The organism is Tenacibaculum aestuarii (assembly GCF_964510395.1).
Taxonomy (GTDB): domain Bacteria; phylum Bacteroidota; class Bacteroidia; order Flavobacteriales; family Flavobacteriaceae; genus Polaribacter; species Polaribacter aestuarii.
Genome location: NZ_CAZEFY010000002.1, coordinates 15,682 through 35,789, shown reverse-complemented (window position 1 = coordinate 35,789; position 20,108 = coordinate 15,682). Strand labels below are relative to the sequence as shown.

Genomic DNA, 20,108 nt, shown 5'->3' with positions numbered 1-20,108 from the left:
ACAAAAATAGTATTAATAATATTGCGAGCAAATTCAACCTACATACTTTTAGCTTTCTGTCTTTTTTATTTTCAATTAAGCTCTGCTCAAGAATTTGGTAAGAAAGAAATTAATTCTATCAATCTTAAAAAAGATTCTATTTCTTCAAGTCCTAAAGACTCTTTAATCGCATTAAAAAATAATGCTCTTATTGGTAAAAAAGACACTATTACTAACGATTCTATAAAACCCAAAGAAGTAATAGACGGTATAATTACGCATAACGCTGAGGATTATACCATACAAGACGCCAAAAACAAAACCATTACCTTATACAATAAAGCCCATGTTACCTATACTAATATTGATTTAAAAGCGGGTATAATTATACTAGACTATAAAAATAATATGGTATATGCCAAAGGGATTAAAGACAGTGCTGGCTACCACCAAAAACCACAATTTAAACAAGGCGGACAAGAATCTGAACAAGATTCTATTCTCTTTAACTTCAAAACAAAGAAAGCTTTAGTTTATGGAGTGAAAACAAACCAAGGAGGTATTATAACTTATGGTGAAAAAACAAAACGTATAAACGATTCTACCATTTACATGCGTAGATTACGTTTTACCACCTCTCAAAAAGAAATTCCAGACTATTACATACAAACAAATAAAGCAAAGTTAGTTCCTGGTAAAAAAATTATTGTAGGAGGAAGTAATTTAGTACTTGCAGATGTACCTACCCCTGTTTATTTACCTTTTGCTTACTTTCCTTTAACCGACAAAAGAACCTCTGGTTTTATAATTCCTTCTTGGGGGGAAAGTAACAACCAAGGTTTTTTCTTACAAAATGGAGGTTACTATTTTGCTGTGAGCGATTATTTTGATTTAACAACATTAGTAGACTTATACACCAATGGTAGTTGGGGTGCAAACGCTACTTCTAATTATTATGTTCGTTATAAATTTAGCGGAAACTTTAGCGTTCGTTATGAAAATATTATACGAGGTATTCGTGGCTTAAGTGATTATAATAAATCATCTAATTTTAATATTCGTTGGAGTCATAGTCAGGATTCTAAAGCGAGTCCGAACTCTCGTTTTTCTGCCTCAGTTAATTTAGGAAGTAGTAAATTCTACCAACAGTCTATAAACTTTTACAATAGTTCTCAGACTTTAACCAATACTTTTAACTCTTCTATTAATTATTATAAAAAATTTGTAGGAACCCCTTTTAATTTAAGTTTAACTGCTTCTCATGAACAAAACACCAACACAGAGACTATAACAATGACTTTACCATCTTTACAGTTGAATATGGATCGTATTTATCCTTTTGCTGGTAAAGGAGGAGTTAAAAAGAACCCTATTCAAAAAATGGGGCTAAATTATAGTATGCAAGGGAAGTATCAAATTAATACTACAGATGATGAATTTTTCACATCTAAAATGTTTGAGACTGCAAAAAAAGGAATACAACATAACTTAAGTACAAGTACAAATATAAAAGCTTTTAAATACTTTACTTTAACTCCTAATGTAACCTATAGAGATGTTTGGTATTTTGATAAGATAAAAAAACGATACGATCCTACCGCTATTAATAGAGATGGAAATCTTGGTGCTGCTGTTAATGACACTATTAGTGGTTTTACCCGTTTTAATGACTATAACTTTGGAGTTTCATTATCTACAAATATATACGGTGACTTTCCTTTTAAAAAAGGGCGTTTAAAAGCCATTCGTCATACAATTAGACCGTCTATTTCATACGGATATCGTCCTAACTTTGCTGAAAATTACGATTTACAAGTACAACAAAGTTCAGACCCTAATGACTTACTCACCTATTCTCCTTTTGAAGCGGGTGTATATTCTCCTCCAGGAAGGGGAATTACAAACTCAATAGGTATTTCTGTAAACAATGTTCTAGAAGCAAAAGTTGCTCCTAAAGATCCTAATAGTGATGAAGAGGATCAAAAAATCACACTTCTTAACAACTTAAACTTTAGTACAAGTTATAATATTGCACTAGATAGTTTACGTTGGTCTCCTCTTAACGTTAATGCTGGAACACGTCTTTTCAAAGATAAATTAGCTTTAAACGCTAATGCTACTTTCGACCCTTATCAAATAAACAGTAAAGGTCAAAGAATAAACAAATTCAATAGTAAACTACTAAGAATCACTAACCTGGGAGTTACCGCCAATTACTCTATTTCAAGTAAAGATTTTGAAAAAGGTAACAAAGAAGATTCTAAAAATAAAAATGGTAATGGAGCTCAAGAGACCCCTGATATATTTGGAGAGCGTTTCGATGCCCCGAACTCTTTTTCTAGCAACATTAACCGTAATAGAAACAACGAGGAAAATAAAACTAAAGAAACAGAATTATATAAAGCTAAAATCCCTTGGAATCTTTTACTTAGCTATACTTTTTCTTACACAAGTGGTTTAACTAGTCAAGTAGGTAATCATGTATTACAATTTAGTGGAGATGTAGAGTTTTCTCCTAAATGGAAGGTTGGGTTTTCTTCAGGGTATGATATTAAAGGGAATGGGTTTTCTACAACTAGACTGAACTTTTCTAGGGACCTTGATAGCTGGAGATTCAATTTTAGTTGGAGTCCTTTTGGTGATTATGCTTATTATAATTTCTTTATAGGTGTTAAATCATCCATGTTAAGTGATTTAAAATGGGAGAAAAATAAACCACCAGATAGAGTATTATTCTAACAGCAAAAACATATAAAAATGAAAAAAATAATCACTACCTCTAAAGCTCCTGCTCCAATTGGTCCATATAACCAAGCAGTACTTAGTGGAAATACTTTATACACATCAGGACAAATAGCGATTAACCCTGAAACTGGCGAGTTAGTTTTAGATTCTATTGAAGCAGAAACGAAACAAGTAATGCAAAACATGAAAGAAGTATTAGCAGCAGCTGATATGACTTTTGAGAACGTTATTAAGACTTCTATTTTTATTTCTGACATGCATAACTTTTCTAAAATTAATGCTGTTTACGGTGAGTATTTTGATGACGCTACGGCTCCTGCTCGTGAAACTGTTGAAGTTGCGAACTTACCTAAGTTTGTAAATGTAGAAATTAGTATGATTGCCGTTAAATAGTTTTTAATCTTAGATTGATCCTTAACCTTAACAAAACTAGCTTCGCTATCGATAGACATATTCATTAAAATGGAGTAATATCCTCAAATATTGTACGCAAGTTGGAAAAACAGAAAGTTGAATAAAAAAAAGCGAATTTCTATTGAAACTTTAATGCTATTAGTAATAATCTCATTAGTTGGAATCTTAATGTGACTGAATTAAAAATTAAAACAATGGGAATAATTCTGAAAAATAAAAAACACTTTTTGACTAGATTCCCGTTATGGCTGGGCATCATTATATTTTTAGCACTTTCACCGTTTATCATTGGATTTATAGGTGCTTATTTATCTGAATTAATAACAAATGAACCATGTCACGAAGGAAACTGTTTTTGGGGCGTAATTCCTTGGTTAGGAATATTCATAACATTACCGATTGGTGGAATCGGACTTTTAATTTATTTGATTATCATAATTATCGACTCTATAAAATTAATTAAAAACGGAAAATAAAACCTGCGTACAACAAAGAACTGAGGTAAAAAACAAGTAAATTTTATACTTTTTTAAACCAAAGTACTTTTATAATTTGCATCATAAGGCAAACCACTTTTTATTATTGCAAAAGCTTGTTTTAGTAGCTTATTACACACCGCTATTAAAGCAAGTTTTTTACTCTTACCCTTAGCTACAATTCGGTCATAAAGTTCTCTACATGTTTTGTTGTATTTGCAAGCATTAAAACTACACATAAACAATAAATTTCTAAGCTTTGGATTACCCATTTTACTTATTCGAGGTCTTCCTTTTATACTACTGCCTGACTCTCTAATAGTAGGAGTTATACCTGCGTAACTACACAACTCTTTTGCTGAAGTAAAACGCTTAAATCCATCGGTAAAAACTAATAACATTAATGCTGTTTTACCCCCTATTCCTGGAATAGACTTTAATAAAGTCACTTCTTCTTGATAGCTCTTTTTTACATTTTCTAGTAACAAATCTTCTAATTTAACCATCTCTTTTTGTATATTTTTTAGCTGTCTTTTTAAGGAACCAACTACCAATTTCGATGGAGTTCCTAATACTGATTCGCCATGAAGCTTATTCTTTAATTGAGTAGATTGTTTCGTATAAACACTCAACAAACGTACTATTTGTAAACATTCTTGTTGTTCCTTGCTCTCTCCTTTCCATATAGAAGGGGCTTGACTTACACCATAATTATATAGCTGCTTTGCATCACTCTTATCCGTCTTTACTTTTGATAAATTCATTTGAATAAAACGTTTTATTTTCAACGGATTTTCTACTGATACCAAAACTCCTTTTTCTGTTAAAAAATAAGCTAATCGTACATGATAATACCCTGTGGCTTCCATTATACAATGAGTTAAATCACTTGTGATTAACAACAGCTCTTTAAAGCCTGATGCATCATTTTTAAACTGATACCAATTACCTTGATAATCATACACATCTAAAACATCTTTACTTACATCGATTCCTAAAAATTGTTTATTTTTACTCATAAGAAAAAAGGATTGGAAAGAAAAATAACTACTATCAATTCAACAACTTGAAATCGAGATCTTGGTCTCACAGAACTGAACGAATTTAAAGTAGTAAAGCGTAGGGATTATCAATGTTGACGAAATCTAGGTTTCAACGTATATCATAACCTTACTCTACGCTTTTTTCTTTCTGGTTTTTATTACTAAATTTAAACAATTGCTAACTTAAGACGGCTATAGTTCATTGCTTCTGACTTTCCTAGCGGAAAGTCCTCGCAAATTTACTATCTTCGGTTTTCGGTGGAAAATCCTAGCGGATTTCCTCACAACGGAATCATAGCTAAACATTCTAATAAATCACTAATAAAAAAGAGAAACAATGATGTTTCTCTTTTTTATTTATAATCTTTTATATCGCTTTAATCAACAACTCTGCTGTTGATGGATTTGTAGCTAACGGTACATCATGCACATCACACAAACGCATAAGCATAGAAATATCGGGTTCGTGTGGATGTTTTGCTAACGGATCTCTAAAAAATAATACCATTTGACATTTTCCTTCTGCTACTCTACCAGCAATTTGCGCATCACCACCTATAGGTCCTGATAAAAACTTCATCACTTCAAAACCCGCTTTTTCTGCCTTTTCACCAGTTGTTCCAGTAGAAATCAGTTGAATTCTTTTTTGATGTAAAATTTCTTTGTGTTCGTTTAAAAACTGAACCATTTCAGCTTTCATTCCGTCATGTGCTATAATTGCTATTTCCATAAATAGTGTTTAAAAAAGTATTCCCGCTTTTTGGCGGGAATACAATATTACAAAATATTTTATGCTTTTATAAAGAAGCTGAATACTCTAATAAATCTACAATTTTAGTAGCGTATCCAAATTCGTTATCATACCAAGAAATTACTTTAAAAAAGTTTTCGTTTAACTCTAAACAAGCATCAGCATCAATTACAGAAGTTCTAGTTTCAGAAACAAAATCTTGCGATACAACCTCATCTTCAGTATATCCTAAAATTCCTTTTAATTCACCTTCAGAAGCATCTTTTAAAGCTTTTAAAATTTCTTTCAGTGAAGTAGCTTTTTCTGTTCTAAACGTTAAATCTACCAAAGAAACATCTGCTACAGGAACTCTAACAGCCATTCCCGTTAACTTACCTTCTAATTCTGGAATTACTTTAGTAACCGCTTGCGCTGCTCCTGTTGAAGTAGGAATGATATTATTTACCACAGCACGTCCTCTACGCCATTTTTTATTAGGCCCATCAACTGTGTTTTGTGTTGATGTTGCAGCATGAACTGTGGTCATTAACCCTTCTTTCAATCCAAAATTATCATGAATTACTTTTGTTAAAGGCCCTAAACAGTTTGTGGTACACGAAGCATTTGAAAAAATAGTTTCGTCAGCAGTTAAATCTTTATGATTTACGCCCATCACATACATGTTAGCATCTTTTGATGGAGCGGAAATAATTACTTTTTTTGCTCCACCGGTAATATGCATTGCTGCTTTATCTTTATCGGTAAAAAAACCAGTTGATTCAATTACATACTCAGCTCCAGCTTCATTCCATTTTAAATTTTCAGGATTTCTTTCCGCAGTTATTCTTATTGTTTGTCCATTTACAACTAAGTTTCCTTCTTTTACTTCAACATCTCCTTCAAAACGACCATGAACAGAATCATACTTCAATAAATAGGCTAAATAATCTACATCTAACAAATCGTTAATAGCCACAACTTGAACGTTGTCTCTTTTCATCGCAGAACGGAATGCCAATCGACCAATCCTTCCAAATCCGTTAATTCCTATTTTTATCATTATTTTTAATTTTATATACTCATTTACGTAGTCATAATATCAGACACTCGTAGTAATTCAGTGTCTATTTTATGCTCTCCTTTAATTGCTTTTTCTAAATCTGTCGCAATTACTTTATTATCTTTCAAACCAACCATAAGGTTCGTTTTACCATCTAACAACAACTCTACCGCGCTTACTCCTAATCTACTTGCTAAAACTCTATCAAAACATGATGGAGAACCCCCACGTTGCATATGTCCTAACACAGAAACTCTCACTTCATATTCTGGCAAGTTTTTCTCTACATAATCGGCCAATTCAAATACATTTTTTCCTGTTTTATCTCCTTCGGAAACCACGACAATACTTGATGACTTTCCTGACCTTCTACTCTTTTTTAGAGATTCTAACATTCTTTCTAACCCTAAATCTTCTTCAGGAATTAAAATTTCTTCTGCTCCTGCCCCAACACCTGCATTTAATGCTATAAAACCTGCATCACGCCCCATAACCTCCACAAAGAAAAGACGATTGTGAGACGATGCTGTATCTCTAATTTTATCTATAGCTTCAACAGCTGTATTTAACGCGGTGTCATAACCTAGGGTATGACTTGTTCCTGAAATATCGTTATCAATAGTCCCAGGAATTCCGATAATCGGGAAGTTGAACTCTTTATTAAAAAGCACACCTCCAGTAAAAGAGCCATCGCCACCAATAACTACCAAAGCATCTACATTGTGCTTTTGTAAATTTTCATAAGCTTTTTGTCTCCCTTCTTTGGTTCTAAAATCTTTAGATCGTGCCGATTTTAAAATCGTTCCTCCTTTGTGAATGATATTGTTTACGCTTCGTGCCGTTAGTGTTACTAAATCACCTTCAATCAATCCTTGATATCCTCTATAAATCCCCATACAATCGGTATGGTAATAAGCACATGTTCTCACGACTGATCGAATTGCGGCATTCATTCCTGGAGCATCTCCTCCAGAAGTCATCACTGCTATTTTTTTAATTTTTCTCATAAAACGAATATCAAATTTACTCAATTTTAGTCATTTTTAAGTTAAAAATAAGAAATTCATTGTAGCTTTTTAATTGAAATTTAACGCTGCATTTTATTTGGTTACTTTTAATCAATAAACGAAATCAACTGTAATCTTTTACTACAATAAAAAAGAGCCAGTTAAAAAACCGACTCTTATATTTAAAAAAATAAATACCTTTTATTTACTGTATTGCTTTATTGTATTTAGAAACAACTTCTTGTACTTTTTCATTATCAAAAACAGTAGGATATAACTCTTTTATAATTGTATGATACTCAAAATCGATTTCTAAAGCATTTTGTAAGTGTGTTAAACTGTAGTCTTCTTTTCCTAAAATCATGAACAACCCACAAAGTCTGTACTCAATTTCAGCAAATTCTTTATATGTTTTTTTAGCTTTTATTAAAGTACTCAAAGCCTCATTAAACTCTCCTAAAAACAATAAGATATCTGCTAGAGCTACATAAATTTCAATTTCTCTATCACCAAGAGCCAAACTTGTATTGAAAGCTTTTACAGCCTCTTCATAAAAACCTAGTTTTAAATTAATATCACCATAGCGTCTCCAATACAATACATTTCCTTCATCTATATGAATTGCTTTGTTGATGTAGTGTAACGCTTTTTGATAATTTTCTTGATTATAACAAGCATTCGTTAACAAAATCCAACCGCGATCTAACAACGGATCTTCATGTACTGCTTTTTTATAAAAACTGATAGCTGCATTAACATTATCTAGCTTTTCGTAACACTCCCCTATTCTTACATAAGCATATGCTGTGGGATCATCTAGCTCTAACGTTACTGAATAATTCTCTATAGCTTCTTCATAACGTTTTAACTCTTCTAAGGTTTTTGCTTTTTCTAAGTATCCTCCTATAAAGCTATCATCAATCAAAACTGCATAATCAAAAGCCGTAAATGCTTCTTTAAACATTCCTAACTCAAAATATTGCTTTCCTAATTGATGCCACGCTACTTCACAATATGGGTTTTTATCTATATATGCATTTAAAAACTTTATTGCATCTTCATGGTTCTCTTCCATATCAAAGCAATACACAATATTGTATAACGAAGAATAATCTTCATAATCTACCTCAATACATTTTGCAAAGTTTAAACGTGCATTTTCAAAATCATCAAGATATAAATACTCCATACCAATCATAGACCAGATATCAGCAGGATCTTCAATATATTGTAAAGACTCTTTTAAAATTGCTATGGCTTCAGTATGTTTTTTCTTTTTAGATAAGATAATAGCCTTCTGAATAAACACCTCATCATTATGAGGTTCTACCGCTTCTATGTTAGATAGCATCTTGATTGCTTCTGGCAATTTATCTTCAAAAATTAAAATTTCTACTTTCATTAATTTTAATTGAATTGAAGAAGGATGCTGTTCCAACCCAAGTTGTACTGCCTTTTTAGCCAATGATTGCTTTCCTATATTTAAATAATGCTCAACGATTGTTTCAAACTCGACTGCATCAAAAAAATATACTTCATTGGTTTTCAACATAGATTCAAATTTTGATAATGACATAGGCTAAAGATTTGAATTCACATTAAAGTTACTACAAGAACAATACCCTTTTAACAAAAAAAGTAATTGTTTTCAACAATTTAATTAACAAAATATACGTTAAGAGCTTATTAACTCTAAGATATTTGAAAGAACCAATTATTTTTCTATATTTGAAAGAATTAAAAAATTCAAGAGAATTTAACATCTAATTTTAAACAAAAAATCATGAGTAAATTTGACGAAAAAGTAGCACTTTATAAGAAATTTATGGACGATAGAGACATCCGTTCAAACACCGATTTATTAACTGCTGTAACTAAAGGTTTAGGTCCTTCTATTTATAAAAATGATGCTGAAACAGTATCTGGTAGTGACTCTAAAGAGCTAGAAACAGTAAAGAAAAACTTCTTAATGAAAAAATTAGGATTAGACGATAGTCCTGCTTTAGACAAGGCCATTGATGAAGTAATGGAAAGAATCGGAAAGTCAGAAAGAAACAAGTACCGTGCAGTAGTGTACTACATGTTAGTTAAGAAATTTGACAAAGAGTCTGTTTACGGAATGTAACACCTCTTTTTTAAATAAAATTTAAATCCTGTATTTATTTTTGAATACAGGATTTTTTTATTTTAGCCACCAACAAACAACTTATACTTATGTCGCAATTTATTAGTGTTTTTGACATGCTTAAAATTGGGGTGGGACCTTCTAGCTCCCACACTTTAGGTCCTTGGAGAGCAGCCCAACAATGGATACAAAAATTAAAAGAAACAAACGAATTTCTTTTAATTGAAGAAGTCAAAGTAGACTTGTACGGTTCTCTTTCATTAACAGGAAAAGGACATGCGACTGACTTGGCTGTTTTATTAGGATTAAGTGGTGCTGATCCAGAATACGTTCCTATTGAAAGTATTGATGTTATTATCAGCGACATTCAAAATAAAGAGCAGTTGTTTTTTAATAACGAAAGAAATATTCCGTTTTTTAAAGACTCTGTAAAATTCAACCGAGAATTTCTTCCTTTTCATGCTAACGGAATGACTTTTAGAGGTTATGCTCAAGGTGAAGAAATCTCTACTGAAACCTACTACTCTATTGGTGGAGGTTTTATTGTGCAAGAAGATGATCATTTAGCAGAAGATATTGAAATTAACAAACAAAACTTCCCTTTTCCGATAAACAGAGCTACAGAGCTAGAAGCTTATTGCGAAAGAGAAAACTTGAACATTTCAGACATTGTTTATCAAAATGAATTGGTAATTAATTCTGCAGAAGATATTGACAAAGAGCTACATCGTATTTGGAATACGATGCTAGAATGCATGTACATAGGTTGTCATACAAAAGGTACTTTACCTGGAGGATTAAATGTGAAGCGACGTGCTTTCGAGACACATCAAAAATTAATAAAAGATGCTGAATATACCAATCAACAGGAATGGATAACAGCTATTCGAAGTACCGAAGTTAAGTTCCGTGAAATTTTAAAATGGGTAAGTTGTTTAGCTTTATCAGTAAACGAAGTGAATGCCGCATTAGGAAGAGTCGTTACTGCTCCAACCAATGGAAGTGCTGGTGTAATTCCTGCTGTTTTAATGTATTATTTAGTAATTGAAAACCATGAAGCAGATTTTGAACACGTTAAAAAATTCTTATTAGTCGCTGGAGAAATAGGAAGTATTTTTAAGAAAAACGCTACAATATCAGCTGCTATGGGTGGGTGTCAAGCAGAAATTGGCGTATCTTCTGCCATGGCTGCTGCTGCATTAACCGAATTATTAGGAGGAACACCATCGCAATGTTTAGTCGCTGCTGAAATAGCAATGGAGCATCATTTAGGGCTTACTTGTGACCCAATTGGTGGATTAGTACAAATTCCTTGTATTGAACGTAATGCTATGGGAGCTATTAAAGCAATTAATGCTGCTGAGTTAGCCTTAGAAACCAACCCTAAAGAATCTAAGGTTCCTTTAGATAAAGTTATTGATACCATGTGGGAAACTGCCAAAGACATGAACCGAAACTACAAAGAAACTTCAGAAGGAGGTTTAGCAGTTACGGTACGTTTAGCAGATTGTTAATCTTATACGATCTCAATTGGTTCTCCTAAAAATTTAGGATCAACACCTAAGAGAATATCTACAAACACCTTTACTCTAGCTAGGTATTCTCTTAACTGAATCTTTAAAGCTTTTTTTCCTGAAACTCCTTTAGCATTAAAACCTATCGCCTCAATTTCAAAATGTTGAGCCAAGTATAGAGCTCTTTCATTATGAAATTTTTGAGAAATAATCGTTATTGAAGGTTGTCCGAAAACTTCTTTAACTCGTACAACCGAATCTAACGTTCTAAATCCAGCGTAATCTAAATAGATTTTATTTTCAGGGATTCCTGCTTCAATCAAATCATTTTTAAAATCAGTAGGTTCATCATATCCCTTAGAGCCATTATCCCCACTTACTAGGATAAAGTCAATTTTTCCTGCTTTATATAATTCTACAGCTGCATCCAATCGAAATTGATAGTACAAATTTATTCTACCATCAAAAAGATACTTTACTGTTCCCAGTAGCAATCCTACTTTGTTTTTAGGGGTGTTTTCTGTATAGTTAAATAGTTTTCCTTCTGCATTATTTTCAATAATACTATTAGAAAAATAAATTACAGCTATGATTAGCAAGCTTACAATAAAAAAACCTAGCAATTTTTTTTCGTTTCATCTATCTTGTAAATACCAATTCGTTTTCGGTAGACATTTCTTGAGAAAATCCATAACCTTCTACATCAAAACCTTTTAATTCTTCTAATGTTTCAATGTTATTATCAATTATATAACGTACCATTAATCCACGTGCTTTTTTAGCAAAGGTCATGATGGTTTTGTACTGTCCGTTTTTAAAATCTTTAAATACAGGAGTTATCATTGGTACTTTCAACTCTTTTTTAGGAAGCGCTTTAAAATATTCTGAACTTGCTAAATTGATTAGCAACTCGTTACCCGCCAATTCTTCATTTAAAGACTCTGCCAAAGTAGTGTCCCAAAATTTGTACAAATTGTCTGCTCTTCCCACTTTTAATTTAGTTCCCATTTCTAAGCGATATGGCTGAATTAAATCCAACGGTTTTAACAATCCGTATAACCCTGATAAGATTCTTAATTTATCTTGCAATGCAGGAATTTTATCTTCGGGAAGAGAGTTTACATCAATACCTCTATAAACTTCACCAGTAAAAGAGAAAACGGCTTGTTTTGCATTATCAAGTGTAAAAGGTGGTTGCCATTCTTGGTTTCTATCATAATTCAAACTTGCTAAATCATCAGAAATTTTCATTAACTCTCCTAGTTTTTTTCTAGAAATAGTTTTTAGTTTCTTATTTAACTTTTCAGATTGCTCTAAAAATCTTGGTTGTGTATAAACATTTGTCGTTGCCTTGTTTTCAAAGTCTAACGATTTGGCAGGTGAAATAATAATCTTCATTCAATAAATATTTAGGGTAAAAATAAGAAGCAATTTTAAAATCATCAATTACTTTGAGTAATTAATATTGATACTGGTATTGATAAATTAAATTGTCTGTTAACTATTAATTTTCAATCCGTCATAAGCTAAAAATACATTTTCAGGTAATTCTTTTTGTACCTCATCATGCAAACCTAATAGCTCACTAATATGTGTTAAATAAGTTCTTTTAGGTTTTATCTCTTCAATAAACTGTAAAGACTCTTCTAAATTAAAATGTGTATTGTGTGGTTCTTTACGCAAACCTGTTACAATTAAAACATCTAAATTTCCTAACTTCTTTTTTTCTTCTTCAGAAATTGCCTTGATGTCTGTAATGTAAGCTACATCATTAAAACGATATCCTAAAATTGGTAAATCACCATGCATCACTTCAATAGGAATTACCTCTACTCCATCCAACATAAAATTTTCTCGATGTGAAATAATTGTTGGCGCCACACTTGGAGCACTTGGATACCTATTTTCTGTAGCAAAAACATAATCATAGCGCTTTTTTAAAACATTTAGAACTCGTTCTAATAAATAAATTGGAACAGCTCCCATTTGGAAACAATACGGACGAATTTCATCCAATCCCGCAATATGATCGGCGTGTTCGTGAGTAAATAAAATTCCGCTAATAGACGCTACTTCTTCTCTTATCATTTGCTGACGAAAATCAGGGCCACAATCAATTACATAATTGATATCGTTCCAAGATACTAAGATAGAAGAACGTAACCGTTTATCTTTCGGGTTACTAGATAAAGCTACTGGATGTTTACTTGCAATCATCGGAACTCCTGTGGAAGTTCCTGTTCCTAAAAAAGTAATTTTTAATTGATTTTTTTTCTTCATTTCTATTACAAAAGTACGACAAAAATTGTCTGTTCGTTCCTAATTTCAGTACATTTGTAATACGTAACAAAAAACTAGAAAATGGCAATTACGTTAAAAGGAGATCAAAAAATAAATACGGTACCAACTACAACAATGAAAGCGTTAAAAATCAATTTAAACGCTCACATTTATGGAACTTTTGCTGAAATAGGTGCTGGTCAAGAAACTGTTCGTAACTTTTTTAGAGCTGGTGGTGCTTCAGGAACCATAGCAAAAGCTATGAGTGCGTATGATAAAGATTTCTCTGATGCTATTTACGGTATAGAAAAAGACAACCGTTATGTTACGGAACCTCGATTAAAAAAGATGTTAAAACATGAAATGGACTTAATTGAGGAGCGTCTTACCCGTCAAAAACATCCTGATAAACTATTTTTTAGTTACGCCAACACTGTAGCAACCATTAACTTCTCCAAAAAGTTTAAAGGTCATGGTTGGGTTGGAATTCGTTTTCAACTAGATCCTTTAGAGGATTATAATGAAATTGTTTTACACCTTCGTTTCAAAGAAACTGACGCACGTCAACAACAAGAAACCCTTGGTGTGTTAGGTGTTAACCTCATTTATGGAGCTTACTATTTAAATGACAATCCTAAAGATTTATTAAAATCTTTTTATGACAATATTGATAAGGATCGCTTAGAAATAGACATGATTAATTTCTCTGGACCTCGATTTATGTACGTAGACAATCGTTTAATGAGTTTACAACTTGTTAAAAACGGCATGACTAATGCCGTTATGTTTGGTCCTGATGGAAACAACATGCTGCCTGCTCAAGTACTTTATAAAAAGAATATTTTAGCTCTACGTGGTAGTTACCGACCAGTTACTAAAGTAAACATGGATATGTTTGAGCGCTCTAAACAATTATTCTTCGAAGAGAAAAAAGTAGATCCAGAAAAAACAAAAATAATTTTTGAAATTACACTAAGTAACCTTCGTGCTGAAGGAGAAATTAATGAACGTGATTTCTTAGACAGAGCTGAATTACTGTGTTCTTTAGGTTTGAATGTAATGATCACAAACTATCAAGAGTATTTTAGATTAGTAGAATACTTTAGTGAGTTTACCAAAGAGCGCATGGGGTTAGCTATGGGTGTATACAACCTTATTCAAATTTTTGACGAGAAATATTATCGAGATTTAAGCGGTGGTATTCTTGAAGCGTTTGGGAAATTATTTTACCGTGACCTTAAAGTTTATATGTATCCATACAAGGATGAGGAAACAGATGAATTTATCACTAGTGAAAATTTAAAAGTACATCCTAGAATGAAAGAGCTTTATAAGTTCTTTAAAAACAATGGTAGACTTATAGATATTAAAGATTTTAATCCTGAGATCTTACATATTTTCTCTAGAAAAGTACTACAAATGATTAAAGATGGTGAAGATGAATGGGAAGATATGCTTCCTAAAGGGGTTTCTCAAACCATCAAAGAAAAACGTTTGTTTGGATACACAAAAAGGTTGAAATAATTATTTTTAATCTTTTTAAACCTTTTACTATCTTTAAAGTCTAACAGCTAAACTACTTTAGTTGATTGACGAAATTACTCTTATAGATCAATTGCAGCAGTCTAAAACAAAAGAGATTGCTTTCAGGCATTTACTTTCGCAATATAAAGAGCGGTTGTATTGGCATATCCGAAAGATTGTGATTTCTCACGATGATGCTGATGATGTTTTACAAAATACTTTCATTAAGATTTTTAAAAATATAGATAACTTCAAAAGAGATAGCAAACTATATTCTTGGATGTATCGAATTGCTACTAATGAAGCCATAACTTTTATCAATAAAAAAGCTAAAGAAAAAAATATTGATATTAATGACTATCAACAACAGTTAGTTTCAAGCTTAGACAGTGACCTATTATTTACAGGAGATGAAGTGCAGCTAATTTTACAAAAAGCAATTGCTACGCTGCCTCAAAAACAGCAACTAGTCTTTAATATGAAGTATTTTGAAGAAATGAAATATGAAGAAATTTCTGATGTTTTAGAAACCTCTGTAGGTGCTTTAAAAGCATCATATCATATCGCTGTTAAAAAGATTGAACAATTTATAAAAAACTATAATTAAACCTTTTAACTAAAACATAGTCTTACTAAAGTAATGAACAAAGAGTTAAAACATACAATAGATTTTTTAAACCAAAAAGTTGGTAAGAATACTGGTTTTTCTACTCCTGAAAATTATTTTCAAGAAGCGGAAGAAATCCTTTCTTCTATCAATTTTGTAAATAGTTTACCCAAAGAAAAAGCGTTTACAGCACCTACTAGTTATTTTGAAAACGTGGACGACTCTATTTTAGAAAGGTTAGCTTCTGAAAAAAATAAAGAAGTAAAAATTATTTCGCTTAAAGAACGATTTTTACAATACATACCGATGGCAGCGGCAGCTTCTGTTTTACTTTTTATTGGTATTAATTATTTTAATACTCAAAAAACAACTTTTGATGATATTACCATTACTGATATTGAGTCTTGGTATGAAAATGGATATGGAGAAACCTATACAGAAGAACTAGCTGCAGCTATTAACACTTCAGACATAGAAGAAGACTTATTCGCTTCTATTAGCGATGAAAGCTTAGAAAATTATATACTTGATAGCACAACACCCATAAACGATATAGAATAAGATGAAAAAAAACATACTTTTACTCTTGTTTTTACTCATAGGAAACTTGGTTACCCAAGCTCAAACAAGAAAAGGAGATTCCGAAAAGATTCGCGCATTTAAAGTAGCTTTTCTTACTGAAAAGTTAGATTTAACAGAAAAAGAAGCCGAAAAGTTTTGGCCATTATATAATGTGTACGACAAAGAAATGATGCAATTGCATAGAGACGAACGACGTAGTATTAAAAAAAGAATTATGGCAGATGGAGGACTTGACAATTTGTCTGAAAGCGAGTCTAAACAAATAATCGAAAAAATTAATGCTGTTTCTAAAGAACAATACGAAACTAAAAATGAGTTTTACTCTAAGCTGACTAAAATTCTACCCTATAAAAAAATACTTCGTCTTGAGGTTGCCGAATACGAATTCCACCGAAAGCTCATACGAAAGCTTAAAGGTGAAAAGAAAGAAACAAAAAAATAAAAAGGGAGGCAAAATTGCCTCCCTTTTTATTTTTTATCAACTAAAGCTAAACAAACATATAAATCAGGTTTATTAGCTGTAAATTGTCTTAGCCAAATGGTTAGCTCATCTATTTCATAAGGAAGTAATCTCCCTAAAGCTTTTTCTAGCTCTTTACAAAACAGATCTGCGTTAAAACTAACCTTTTGAAGTACAGTTTTGGTGTACTCATACATAGCTCTTGCCATATTATTATTGGGGTTAAAGTTGTTTTATATCAGAACGTAATTTACGAAATTATATTCTTTATAGGTGTTAAAATTTGTCAAAAAAAAAGCGAGACCATTGTCTCGCTTTTATAATTTACCACTTATAATATTACTTATAAGCTGTTTACTTTCTCTATTAAAGCATTTGCTCTAGACTCTAATTCAGCACTTACCGACTTGTAGTGAGCCTTTTTATTTTCAACATTTTTTGCGTTTACTTTTGCAATTAAATCATCAAATGTTACAATAACCTCATCAACAATAGCATCTGCTTTCTCTTTATTAGCTTCTGGGTTTAATTGTGCTGTTATTTGACAAATATCAATAATATCTCCTAATGTATAGTTAATATCTTTCTTTAAATTTTTTACGCTTGACATAATTATAAATTTTGATGCAAAATTAATCGATTTTATCTAATTCTTGCTGAAATTTTTCAAAAAACTGCCCAACATGGTATCCATCTACTAAAGCATGATTCACATTGATAGCTACTGGAAGCAACATTTTACCGTTTTTTTTTTTAAGCTTTCCAAAAGCTAATTGAGGCACACTATTATCCTTATTCCCAGAAAAAGGTTCTTTATGTCCTGTAAAACTAACCCAAGGAATTGCCGAACAATGTATACAACCTAAAGAATATTGTAAAGGGAACAAATCAGTTGAATTTAGTATCCGATCTTTTTCTTGTTGAAAGTTTTGATAGAATTCTTTAAAATCTTCTGAATAAAGAATATATGAAAATCCGAAAGTATTATCTGCTCTCGCAATCGTAGCAGAAGCATTGATTACTTCATAAATAGCAACCTTATCACCTTCAATTCTATATTTTAAATTCTCTACTGAATTTATAGCTTTCATACAGGCATGTAGATATCGAACAAAAAATGACTCTCCTTTTTCTTTAGCTGATTGATATGTTTTTGATACTTCTACATCGGCTACCAATCCAAAAGTTGGGTCTGCCATGGTTCTAAAATGTTGAAAAAGCTGTTTTCTGTTCCAGTTTTCTATATCTAAATACTTCATCTATAAAAACTTTAAAACATCAGTGATACTAGATACTGTTTTGTAATCATCAGATTTTTGTTCTTCACTCACTTCTTCATGTGCCCAAGTGGTATGAAAAGGAACATGAATAGCTGTTGCTCCAATTTCTAACAATGGTAATACGTCTGATTTTAATGAATTTCCTATCATTAAAAACTCTGACGGATTAATATCTAATCGTTTTACTAATTTTTTATAATCAGCTTTTTTCTTTTCACTCATTACTTCTGTATGGTGAAAATATTTCAAAATTCCTGATTTAGCTAACTTACGTTCTTGATCTAACAAATCACCTTTGGTAGCTACAATTAACTTATACTTTCCGTGTAATTCTTCTAGCACCTCTTCTACTCCTTCTAGTAATTCTATAGGTTTTTTTAACATCTCTTTTCCTATTTCAAGAATCCCTTCCATAGTTCTAGGAGCTATTTTATAGTTAGAAATTTCTAAAGCACACTCAACCATCGATAACATAAAACCTTTTACACCATAACCGTAAATTTTAAGGTTTTCTATTTCCTTTTTAAATAGCTCTTGATGGATTTTGTTTTCTGTTTCATAATCTGACAACAGTTTTGCGAATTCATCTTCGGCATCACGAAAATAGGTTTCGTTTACCCAAAGTGTGTCATCAGCATCAAAAGATATTATTTTAATGTTATTCATTTGCTAGTTGTTTTATGGCTTTTTCTAAGTCTTCAGGCGTATCAATACCAATACTTTCTACCGAAGTTTCAATCATTTTTATTTTCTTCCCTACTTCTAAATAGCGAATACATTCAATTTTCTCTGCAGCTTCAATTGGCGTCATTGGTGTGTGGTAGAAATCTATTAATGCGTTTTTTCTAAAAGCGTATACTCCTTTATGCTTATAGTAGTCTACCTTTACTCCTTCATCTCTATGATATGGAATCACGCTTCTTGAAAAATAAATTGCAAAATCATTAGTATCAGTAATCACCTTTACATTATTCGGGTTTTGAATATCTTCGATATCCGTCATTTTTACTTTCAGAGATGCCAAATCAATTTCTTTTTTATCATCTCCTTCAAAAACATCTATCAACTTTGACAAAGAAACTGTATCAATAAAAGGTTCATCTCCTTGAACATTTACTACAATATCTACATCCAAACCTTCTACTGCTTCGGCAATTCTATCTGAACCACATTCGTGTTCTTTTTTACTCATCAATACCTTACCACCTATAGCTTCTATTGTATTAAAAATTACTTCAGAATCTGTAACTACATATACTTCGTTAAATAAATTAGATTGTAAAGCTGCTTCGTAAGTTCTTACTATTACTGGTTTTCCGCCCAAATCTTTCATCAATTTCCCTGGAAAACGTGATGCGCTATAACGCGCAGGAATCATTGCTATTATCTTCATAAAAACGATATAAAAGTGTGTATCAAAGATACGTATTTATACAACGACTGTAAAAGTTTACAACTACTAGATTGACAAAACTTTAACATTAATTAATTCGCTGTTTCGTATAATCTTTAAAAAGTTTTACTATTTTTGAGTCCTAATGAAGGCGCTTTTACGCACATATACGTTTATTTTTAACACGATCAATTCGATTTCGTGTACAGCCCACATGCGTAAACAATTCGTATATGTAACCAAAAGCACCCAAAATAATAGGCTTAAACATCGATTTTAAATAATCAATTTTTACTATAAACTTACAAAGGTGCTTTTTACAAAAAGCACCTTTTTTATTTATTAACATTTTAAATTTTAATCATTATGAACACTTTTAAGTACCGAAATTCAATTAGAAAACACGTAGCCTCAACTGTAATGTACTCAGTGCAAAATCCGTTTTACAGAGACCCTGAATTACTAATACTTAACCCATAATTATCATGAAATCATTAAACACTACACAAGACATAAAAAATCAGTTTGTTGTTAGCAAAAAACAAGTTAGCAAAAACAAAATATTAAAGACATCTATCTTATTTGACAAGATTGAGTCTAATCTTCAATCTTCACTTAATTTACACAAAAACTCATCTAATTTGAGTTTTAAAAGCATTGATTTTGATCTTCTAGAAAATGCTTATTTAAATGATAAACTTATCATTAAAAACAATGTAAAAAAATTGAGTACTACTGAAGTTGTTTTAAACATAACAGTATCAAAAAAAGAAGAAAAGAAACAAGATATTATCTGTAAAGCTGTATTTAGCTATACTGTGAAAGAAGCTTCTTGATGATTTGGATGATTCTAAAATCAATCCATTATTAAGTTAGTCTGGTTTGTTAT

At 31.5% G+C, this 20,108-nt stretch carries 23 protein-coding genes; 10 read left to right on the top strand and 13 right to left on the bottom strand.

Annotation, left to right across the window (positions count from 1 at the left end; genetic code table 11):
• The first annotated feature begins 21 nt into the window (after nucleotides 1-21).
• The 3 genes from ACKTSU_RS05465 (at nucleotide 22) to ACKTSU_RS05455 (ending at nucleotide 3,614) form a co-directional block, all read left to right on the top strand.
• Nucleotides 22-2,718, top strand: a complete 2,697-nt coding sequence (locus ACKTSU_RS05465) for a putative LPS assembly protein LptD (protein ID WP_408035362.1) — start codon at nucleotides 22-24, stop codon at nucleotides 2,716-2,718.
• Between the two features lie 18 nt (nucleotides 2,719-2,736).
• The gene (locus ACKTSU_RS05460) at nucleotides 2,737-3,117 is read left to right on the top strand and encodes a Rid family detoxifying hydrolase (RefSeq protein WP_408035361.1); all 381 of its coding nucleotides are present in this window, start codon (nucleotides 2,737-2,739) and stop codon (nucleotides 3,115-3,117) included.
• Between the two features lie 248 nt (nucleotides 3,118-3,365).
• Nucleotides 3,366-3,614: a hypothetical protein gene (locus tag ACKTSU_RS05455; RefSeq protein ID WP_408035360.1), complete on the top strand. Its 249-nt coding sequence runs from the start codon at nucleotides 3,366-3,368 to the stop codon at nucleotides 3,612-3,614.
• A gap of 53 nt (nucleotides 3,615-3,667) precedes the next feature.
• Here the strand turns inward: ACKTSU_RS05455 and ACKTSU_RS05450 are convergent, their stop codons facing one another.
• The 5 genes from ACKTSU_RS05450 to ACKTSU_RS05430 all read right to left on the bottom strand — a co-directional run bounded on the left by ACKTSU_RS05450 (nucleotide 3,668) and on the right by ACKTSU_RS05430 (nucleotide 9,030).
• Entirely contained in the window at nucleotides 3,668-4,633 is a 966-nt protein-coding gene (locus ACKTSU_RS05450) for an IS110 family RNA-guided transposase (RefSeq protein ID WP_408035359.1), read from the bottom strand.
• A gap of 391 nt (nucleotides 4,634-5,024) precedes the next feature.
• Nucleotides 5,025-5,387: a methylglyoxal synthase gene (locus ACKTSU_RS05445; protein ID WP_299002104.1), complete on the bottom strand. Its 363-nt coding sequence runs from the start codon at nucleotides 5,385-5,387 to the stop codon at nucleotides 5,025-5,027.
• Between the two features lie 67 nt (nucleotides 5,388-5,454).
• On the bottom strand, nucleotides 5,455-6,447 hold the full coding sequence (gene gap, locus ACKTSU_RS05440) for a type I glyceraldehyde-3-phosphate dehydrogenase (RefSeq protein ID WP_408035358.1): 993 nt from the start codon (nucleotides 6,445-6,447) through the stop codon (nucleotides 5,455-5,457).
• A gap of 23 nt (nucleotides 6,448-6,470) precedes the next feature.
• Nucleotides 6,471-7,454 (bottom strand): 6-phosphofructokinase, encoded by a 984-nt coding sequence (gene pfkA / locus ACKTSU_RS05435; protein ID WP_408035357.1) that lies wholly within the window; start codon nucleotides 7,452-7,454, stop codon nucleotides 6,471-6,473.
• A 205-nt stretch (nucleotides 7,455-7,659) separates the two neighbouring features.
• Nucleotides 7,660-9,030, bottom strand: a complete 1,371-nt coding sequence (locus ACKTSU_RS05430; RefSeq protein ID WP_408035356.1) for a tetratricopeptide repeat protein — start codon at nucleotides 9,028-9,030, stop codon at nucleotides 7,660-7,662.
• Between the two features lie 207 nt (nucleotides 9,031-9,237).
• Here ACKTSU_RS05430 and ACKTSU_RS05425 point away from each other — a divergent pair, with 207 nt between their 5' ends.
• Entirely contained in the window at nucleotides 9,238-9,579 is a 342-nt protein-coding gene (locus tag ACKTSU_RS05425) for a DUF2853 family protein (RefSeq protein WP_408035355.1), read from the top strand.
• Between the two features lie 89 nt (nucleotides 9,580-9,668).
• Nucleotides 9,669-11,093, top strand: a complete 1,425-nt coding sequence (locus ACKTSU_RS05420) for an L-serine ammonia-lyase (protein ID WP_408035354.1) — start codon at nucleotides 9,669-9,671, stop codon at nucleotides 11,091-11,093.
• A 2-nt stretch (nucleotides 11,094-11,095) separates the two neighbouring features.
• Here the strand turns inward: ACKTSU_RS05420 and ACKTSU_RS05415 are convergent, their stop codons facing one another.
• The 3 genes from ACKTSU_RS05415 to ACKTSU_RS05405 form a co-directional block, all read right to left on the bottom strand.
• Nucleotides 11,096-11,716 (bottom strand): SanA/YdcF family protein, encoded by a 621-nt coding sequence (locus ACKTSU_RS05415; RefSeq protein WP_408035353.1) that lies wholly within the window; start codon nucleotides 11,714-11,716, stop codon nucleotides 11,096-11,098.
• A gap of 16 nt (nucleotides 11,717-11,732) precedes the next feature.
• Entirely contained in the window at nucleotides 11,733-12,491 is a 759-nt protein-coding gene (gene yaaA / locus ACKTSU_RS05410) for a peroxide stress protein YaaA (protein ID WP_408035352.1), read from the bottom strand.
• A 99-nt stretch (nucleotides 12,492-12,590) separates the two neighbouring features.
• Entirely contained in the window at nucleotides 12,591-13,373 is a 783-nt protein-coding gene (locus ACKTSU_RS05405) for an MBL fold metallo-hydrolase (RefSeq protein WP_408035351.1), read from the bottom strand.
• An 81-nt stretch (nucleotides 13,374-13,454) separates the two neighbouring features.
• Here ACKTSU_RS05405 and ACKTSU_RS05400 point away from each other — a divergent pair, with 81 nt between their 5' ends.
• From ACKTSU_RS05400 to ACKTSU_RS05385, 4 genes are all read left to right on the top strand, one after another.
• Complete coding sequence (locus ACKTSU_RS05400; RefSeq protein WP_408035350.1) at nucleotides 13,455-14,897, top strand: TonB-dependent receptor; 1,443 nt, start codon at nucleotides 13,455-13,457, stop codon at nucleotides 14,895-14,897.
• A gap of 61 nt (nucleotides 14,898-14,958) precedes the next feature.
• Entirely contained in the window at nucleotides 14,959-15,504 is a 546-nt protein-coding gene (locus ACKTSU_RS05395) for an RNA polymerase sigma factor (protein ID WP_408035349.1), read from the top strand.
• A 33-nt stretch (nucleotides 15,505-15,537) separates the two neighbouring features.
• Nucleotides 15,538-16,065, top strand: a complete 528-nt coding sequence (locus ACKTSU_RS05390; RefSeq protein ID WP_408035348.1) for a hypothetical protein — start codon at nucleotides 15,538-15,540, stop codon at nucleotides 16,063-16,065.
• 1 nt (nucleotide 16,066) lies between these two features.
• Nucleotides 16,067-16,528, top strand: coding sequence for a sensor of ECF-type sigma factor (locus ACKTSU_RS05385; RefSeq protein WP_408035347.1), 462 nt, complete (start codon nucleotides 16,067-16,069; stop codon nucleotides 16,526-16,528).
• Nucleotides 16,529-16,554: 26 nt separating this feature from the next.
• Here the strand turns inward: ACKTSU_RS05385 and ACKTSU_RS05380 are convergent, their stop codons facing one another.
• The 5 genes from ACKTSU_RS05380 to kdsB all read right to left on the bottom strand — a co-directional run bounded on the left by ACKTSU_RS05380 (nucleotide 16,555) and on the right by kdsB (nucleotide 19,219).
• The gene (locus ACKTSU_RS05380) at nucleotides 16,555-16,755 is read right to left on the bottom strand and encodes a hypothetical protein (protein WP_028891033.1); all 201 of its coding nucleotides are present in this window, start codon (nucleotides 16,753-16,755) and stop codon (nucleotides 16,555-16,557) included.
• Between the two features lie 134 nt (nucleotides 16,756-16,889).
• Nucleotides 16,890-17,156, bottom strand: a complete 267-nt coding sequence (locus ACKTSU_RS05375) for a hypothetical protein (protein ID WP_408035346.1) — start codon at nucleotides 17,154-17,156, stop codon at nucleotides 16,890-16,892.
• A 22-nt stretch (nucleotides 17,157-17,178) separates the two neighbouring features.
• A complete protein-coding gene (locus ACKTSU_RS05370) occupies nucleotides 17,179-17,805 on the bottom strand; it encodes a CatA-like O-acetyltransferase (RefSeq protein WP_408035345.1) in 627 nt (208 codons plus the stop codon).
• Entirely contained in the window at nucleotides 17,806-18,492 is a 687-nt protein-coding gene (locus ACKTSU_RS05365; RefSeq protein ID WP_408035344.1) for an HAD family hydrolase, read from the bottom strand. It lies immediately after the preceding gene.
• Nucleotides 18,485-19,219, bottom strand: a complete 735-nt coding sequence (kdsB, locus tag ACKTSU_RS05360) for a 3-deoxy-manno-octulosonate cytidylyltransferase (RefSeq protein ID WP_408035343.1) — start codon at nucleotides 19,217-19,219, stop codon at nucleotides 18,485-18,487. The genes ACKTSU_RS05365 and kdsB overlap by 8 nt, the downstream gene beginning before the upstream one ends.
• A 485-nt stretch (nucleotides 19,220-19,704) precedes the next feature.
• Here kdsB and ACKTSU_RS05355 point away from each other — a divergent pair, with 485 nt between their 5' ends.
• Nucleotides 19,705-20,055: a hypothetical protein gene (locus tag ACKTSU_RS05355; protein ID WP_408035342.1), complete on the top strand. Its 351-nt coding sequence runs from the start codon at nucleotides 19,705-19,707 to the stop codon at nucleotides 20,053-20,055.
• Nucleotides 20,056-20,108 lie beyond the last annotated feature (53 nt).

Coding starts and splice junctions, on each gene's coding strand:
- ACKTSU_RS05460 (WP_408035361.1), top strand. CDS start 2,737: ATGAAAAAAATAATCACTACCTCTAAAGCTCCTGCTCCAATTGGTCCA.
- ACKTSU_RS05450 (WP_408035359.1), bottom strand. CDS start 4,633: ATGAGTAAAAATAAACAATTTTTAGGAATCGATGTAAGTAAAGATGTT.
- ACKTSU_RS05445 (WP_299002104.1), bottom strand. CDS start 5,387: ATGGAAATAGCAATTATAGCACATGACGGAATGAAAGCTGAAATGGTT.
- gap (WP_408035358.1), bottom strand. CDS start 6,447: ATGATAAAAATAGGAATTAACGGATTTGGAAGGATTGGTCGATTGGCA.
- pfkA (WP_408035357.1), bottom strand. CDS start 7,454: ATGAGAAAAATTAAAAAAATAGCAGTGATGACTTCTGGAGGAGATGCT.
- ACKTSU_RS05430 (WP_408035356.1), bottom strand. CDS start 9,030: ATGTCATTATCAAAATTTGAATCTATGTTGAAAACCAATGAAGTATAT.
- ACKTSU_RS05425 (WP_408035355.1), top strand. CDS start 9,238: ATGAGTAAATTTGACGAAAAAGTAGCACTTTATAAGAAATTTATGGAC.
- ACKTSU_RS05420 (WP_408035354.1), top strand. CDS start 9,669: ATGTCGCAATTTATTAGTGTTTTTGACATGCTTAAAATTGGGGTGGGA.
- yaaA (WP_408035352.1), bottom strand. CDS start 12,491: ATGAAGATTATTATTTCACCTGCCAAATCGTTAGACTTTGAAAACAAG.
- ACKTSU_RS05405 (WP_408035351.1), bottom strand. CDS start 13,373: ATGAAGAAAAAAAATCAATTAAAAATTACTTTTTTAGGAACAGGAACT.
- ACKTSU_RS05400 (WP_408035350.1), top strand. CDS start 13,455: ATGGCAATTACGTTAAAAGGAGATCAAAAAATAAATACGGTACCAACT.
- ACKTSU_RS05390 (WP_408035348.1), top strand. CDS start 15,538: ATGAACAAAGAGTTAAAACATACAATAGATTTTTTAAACCAAAAAGTT.
- ACKTSU_RS05385 (WP_408035347.1), top strand. CDS start 16,067: ATGAAAAAAAACATACTTTTACTCTTGTTTTTACTCATAGGAAACTTG.
- ACKTSU_RS05380 (WP_028891033.1), bottom strand. CDS start 16,755: ATGGCAAGAGCTATGTATGAGTACACCAAAACTGTACTTCAAAAGGTT.
- ACKTSU_RS05375 (WP_408035346.1), bottom strand. CDS start 17,156: ATGTCAAGCGTAAAAAATTTAAAGAAAGATATTAACTATACATTAGGA.
- ACKTSU_RS05370 (WP_408035345.1), bottom strand. CDS start 17,805: ATGAAGTATTTAGATATAGAAAACTGGAACAGAAAACAGCTTTTTCAA.
- ACKTSU_RS05365 (WP_408035344.1), bottom strand. CDS start 18,492: ATGAATAACATTAAAATAATATCTTTTGATGCTGATGACACACTTTGG.
- kdsB (WP_408035343.1), bottom strand. CDS start 19,219: ATGAAGATAATAGCAATGATTCCTGCGCGTTATAGCGCATCACGTTTT.
- ACKTSU_RS05355 (WP_408035342.1), top strand. CDS start 19,705: ATGAAATCATTAAACACTACACAAGACATAAAAAATCAGTTTGTTGTT.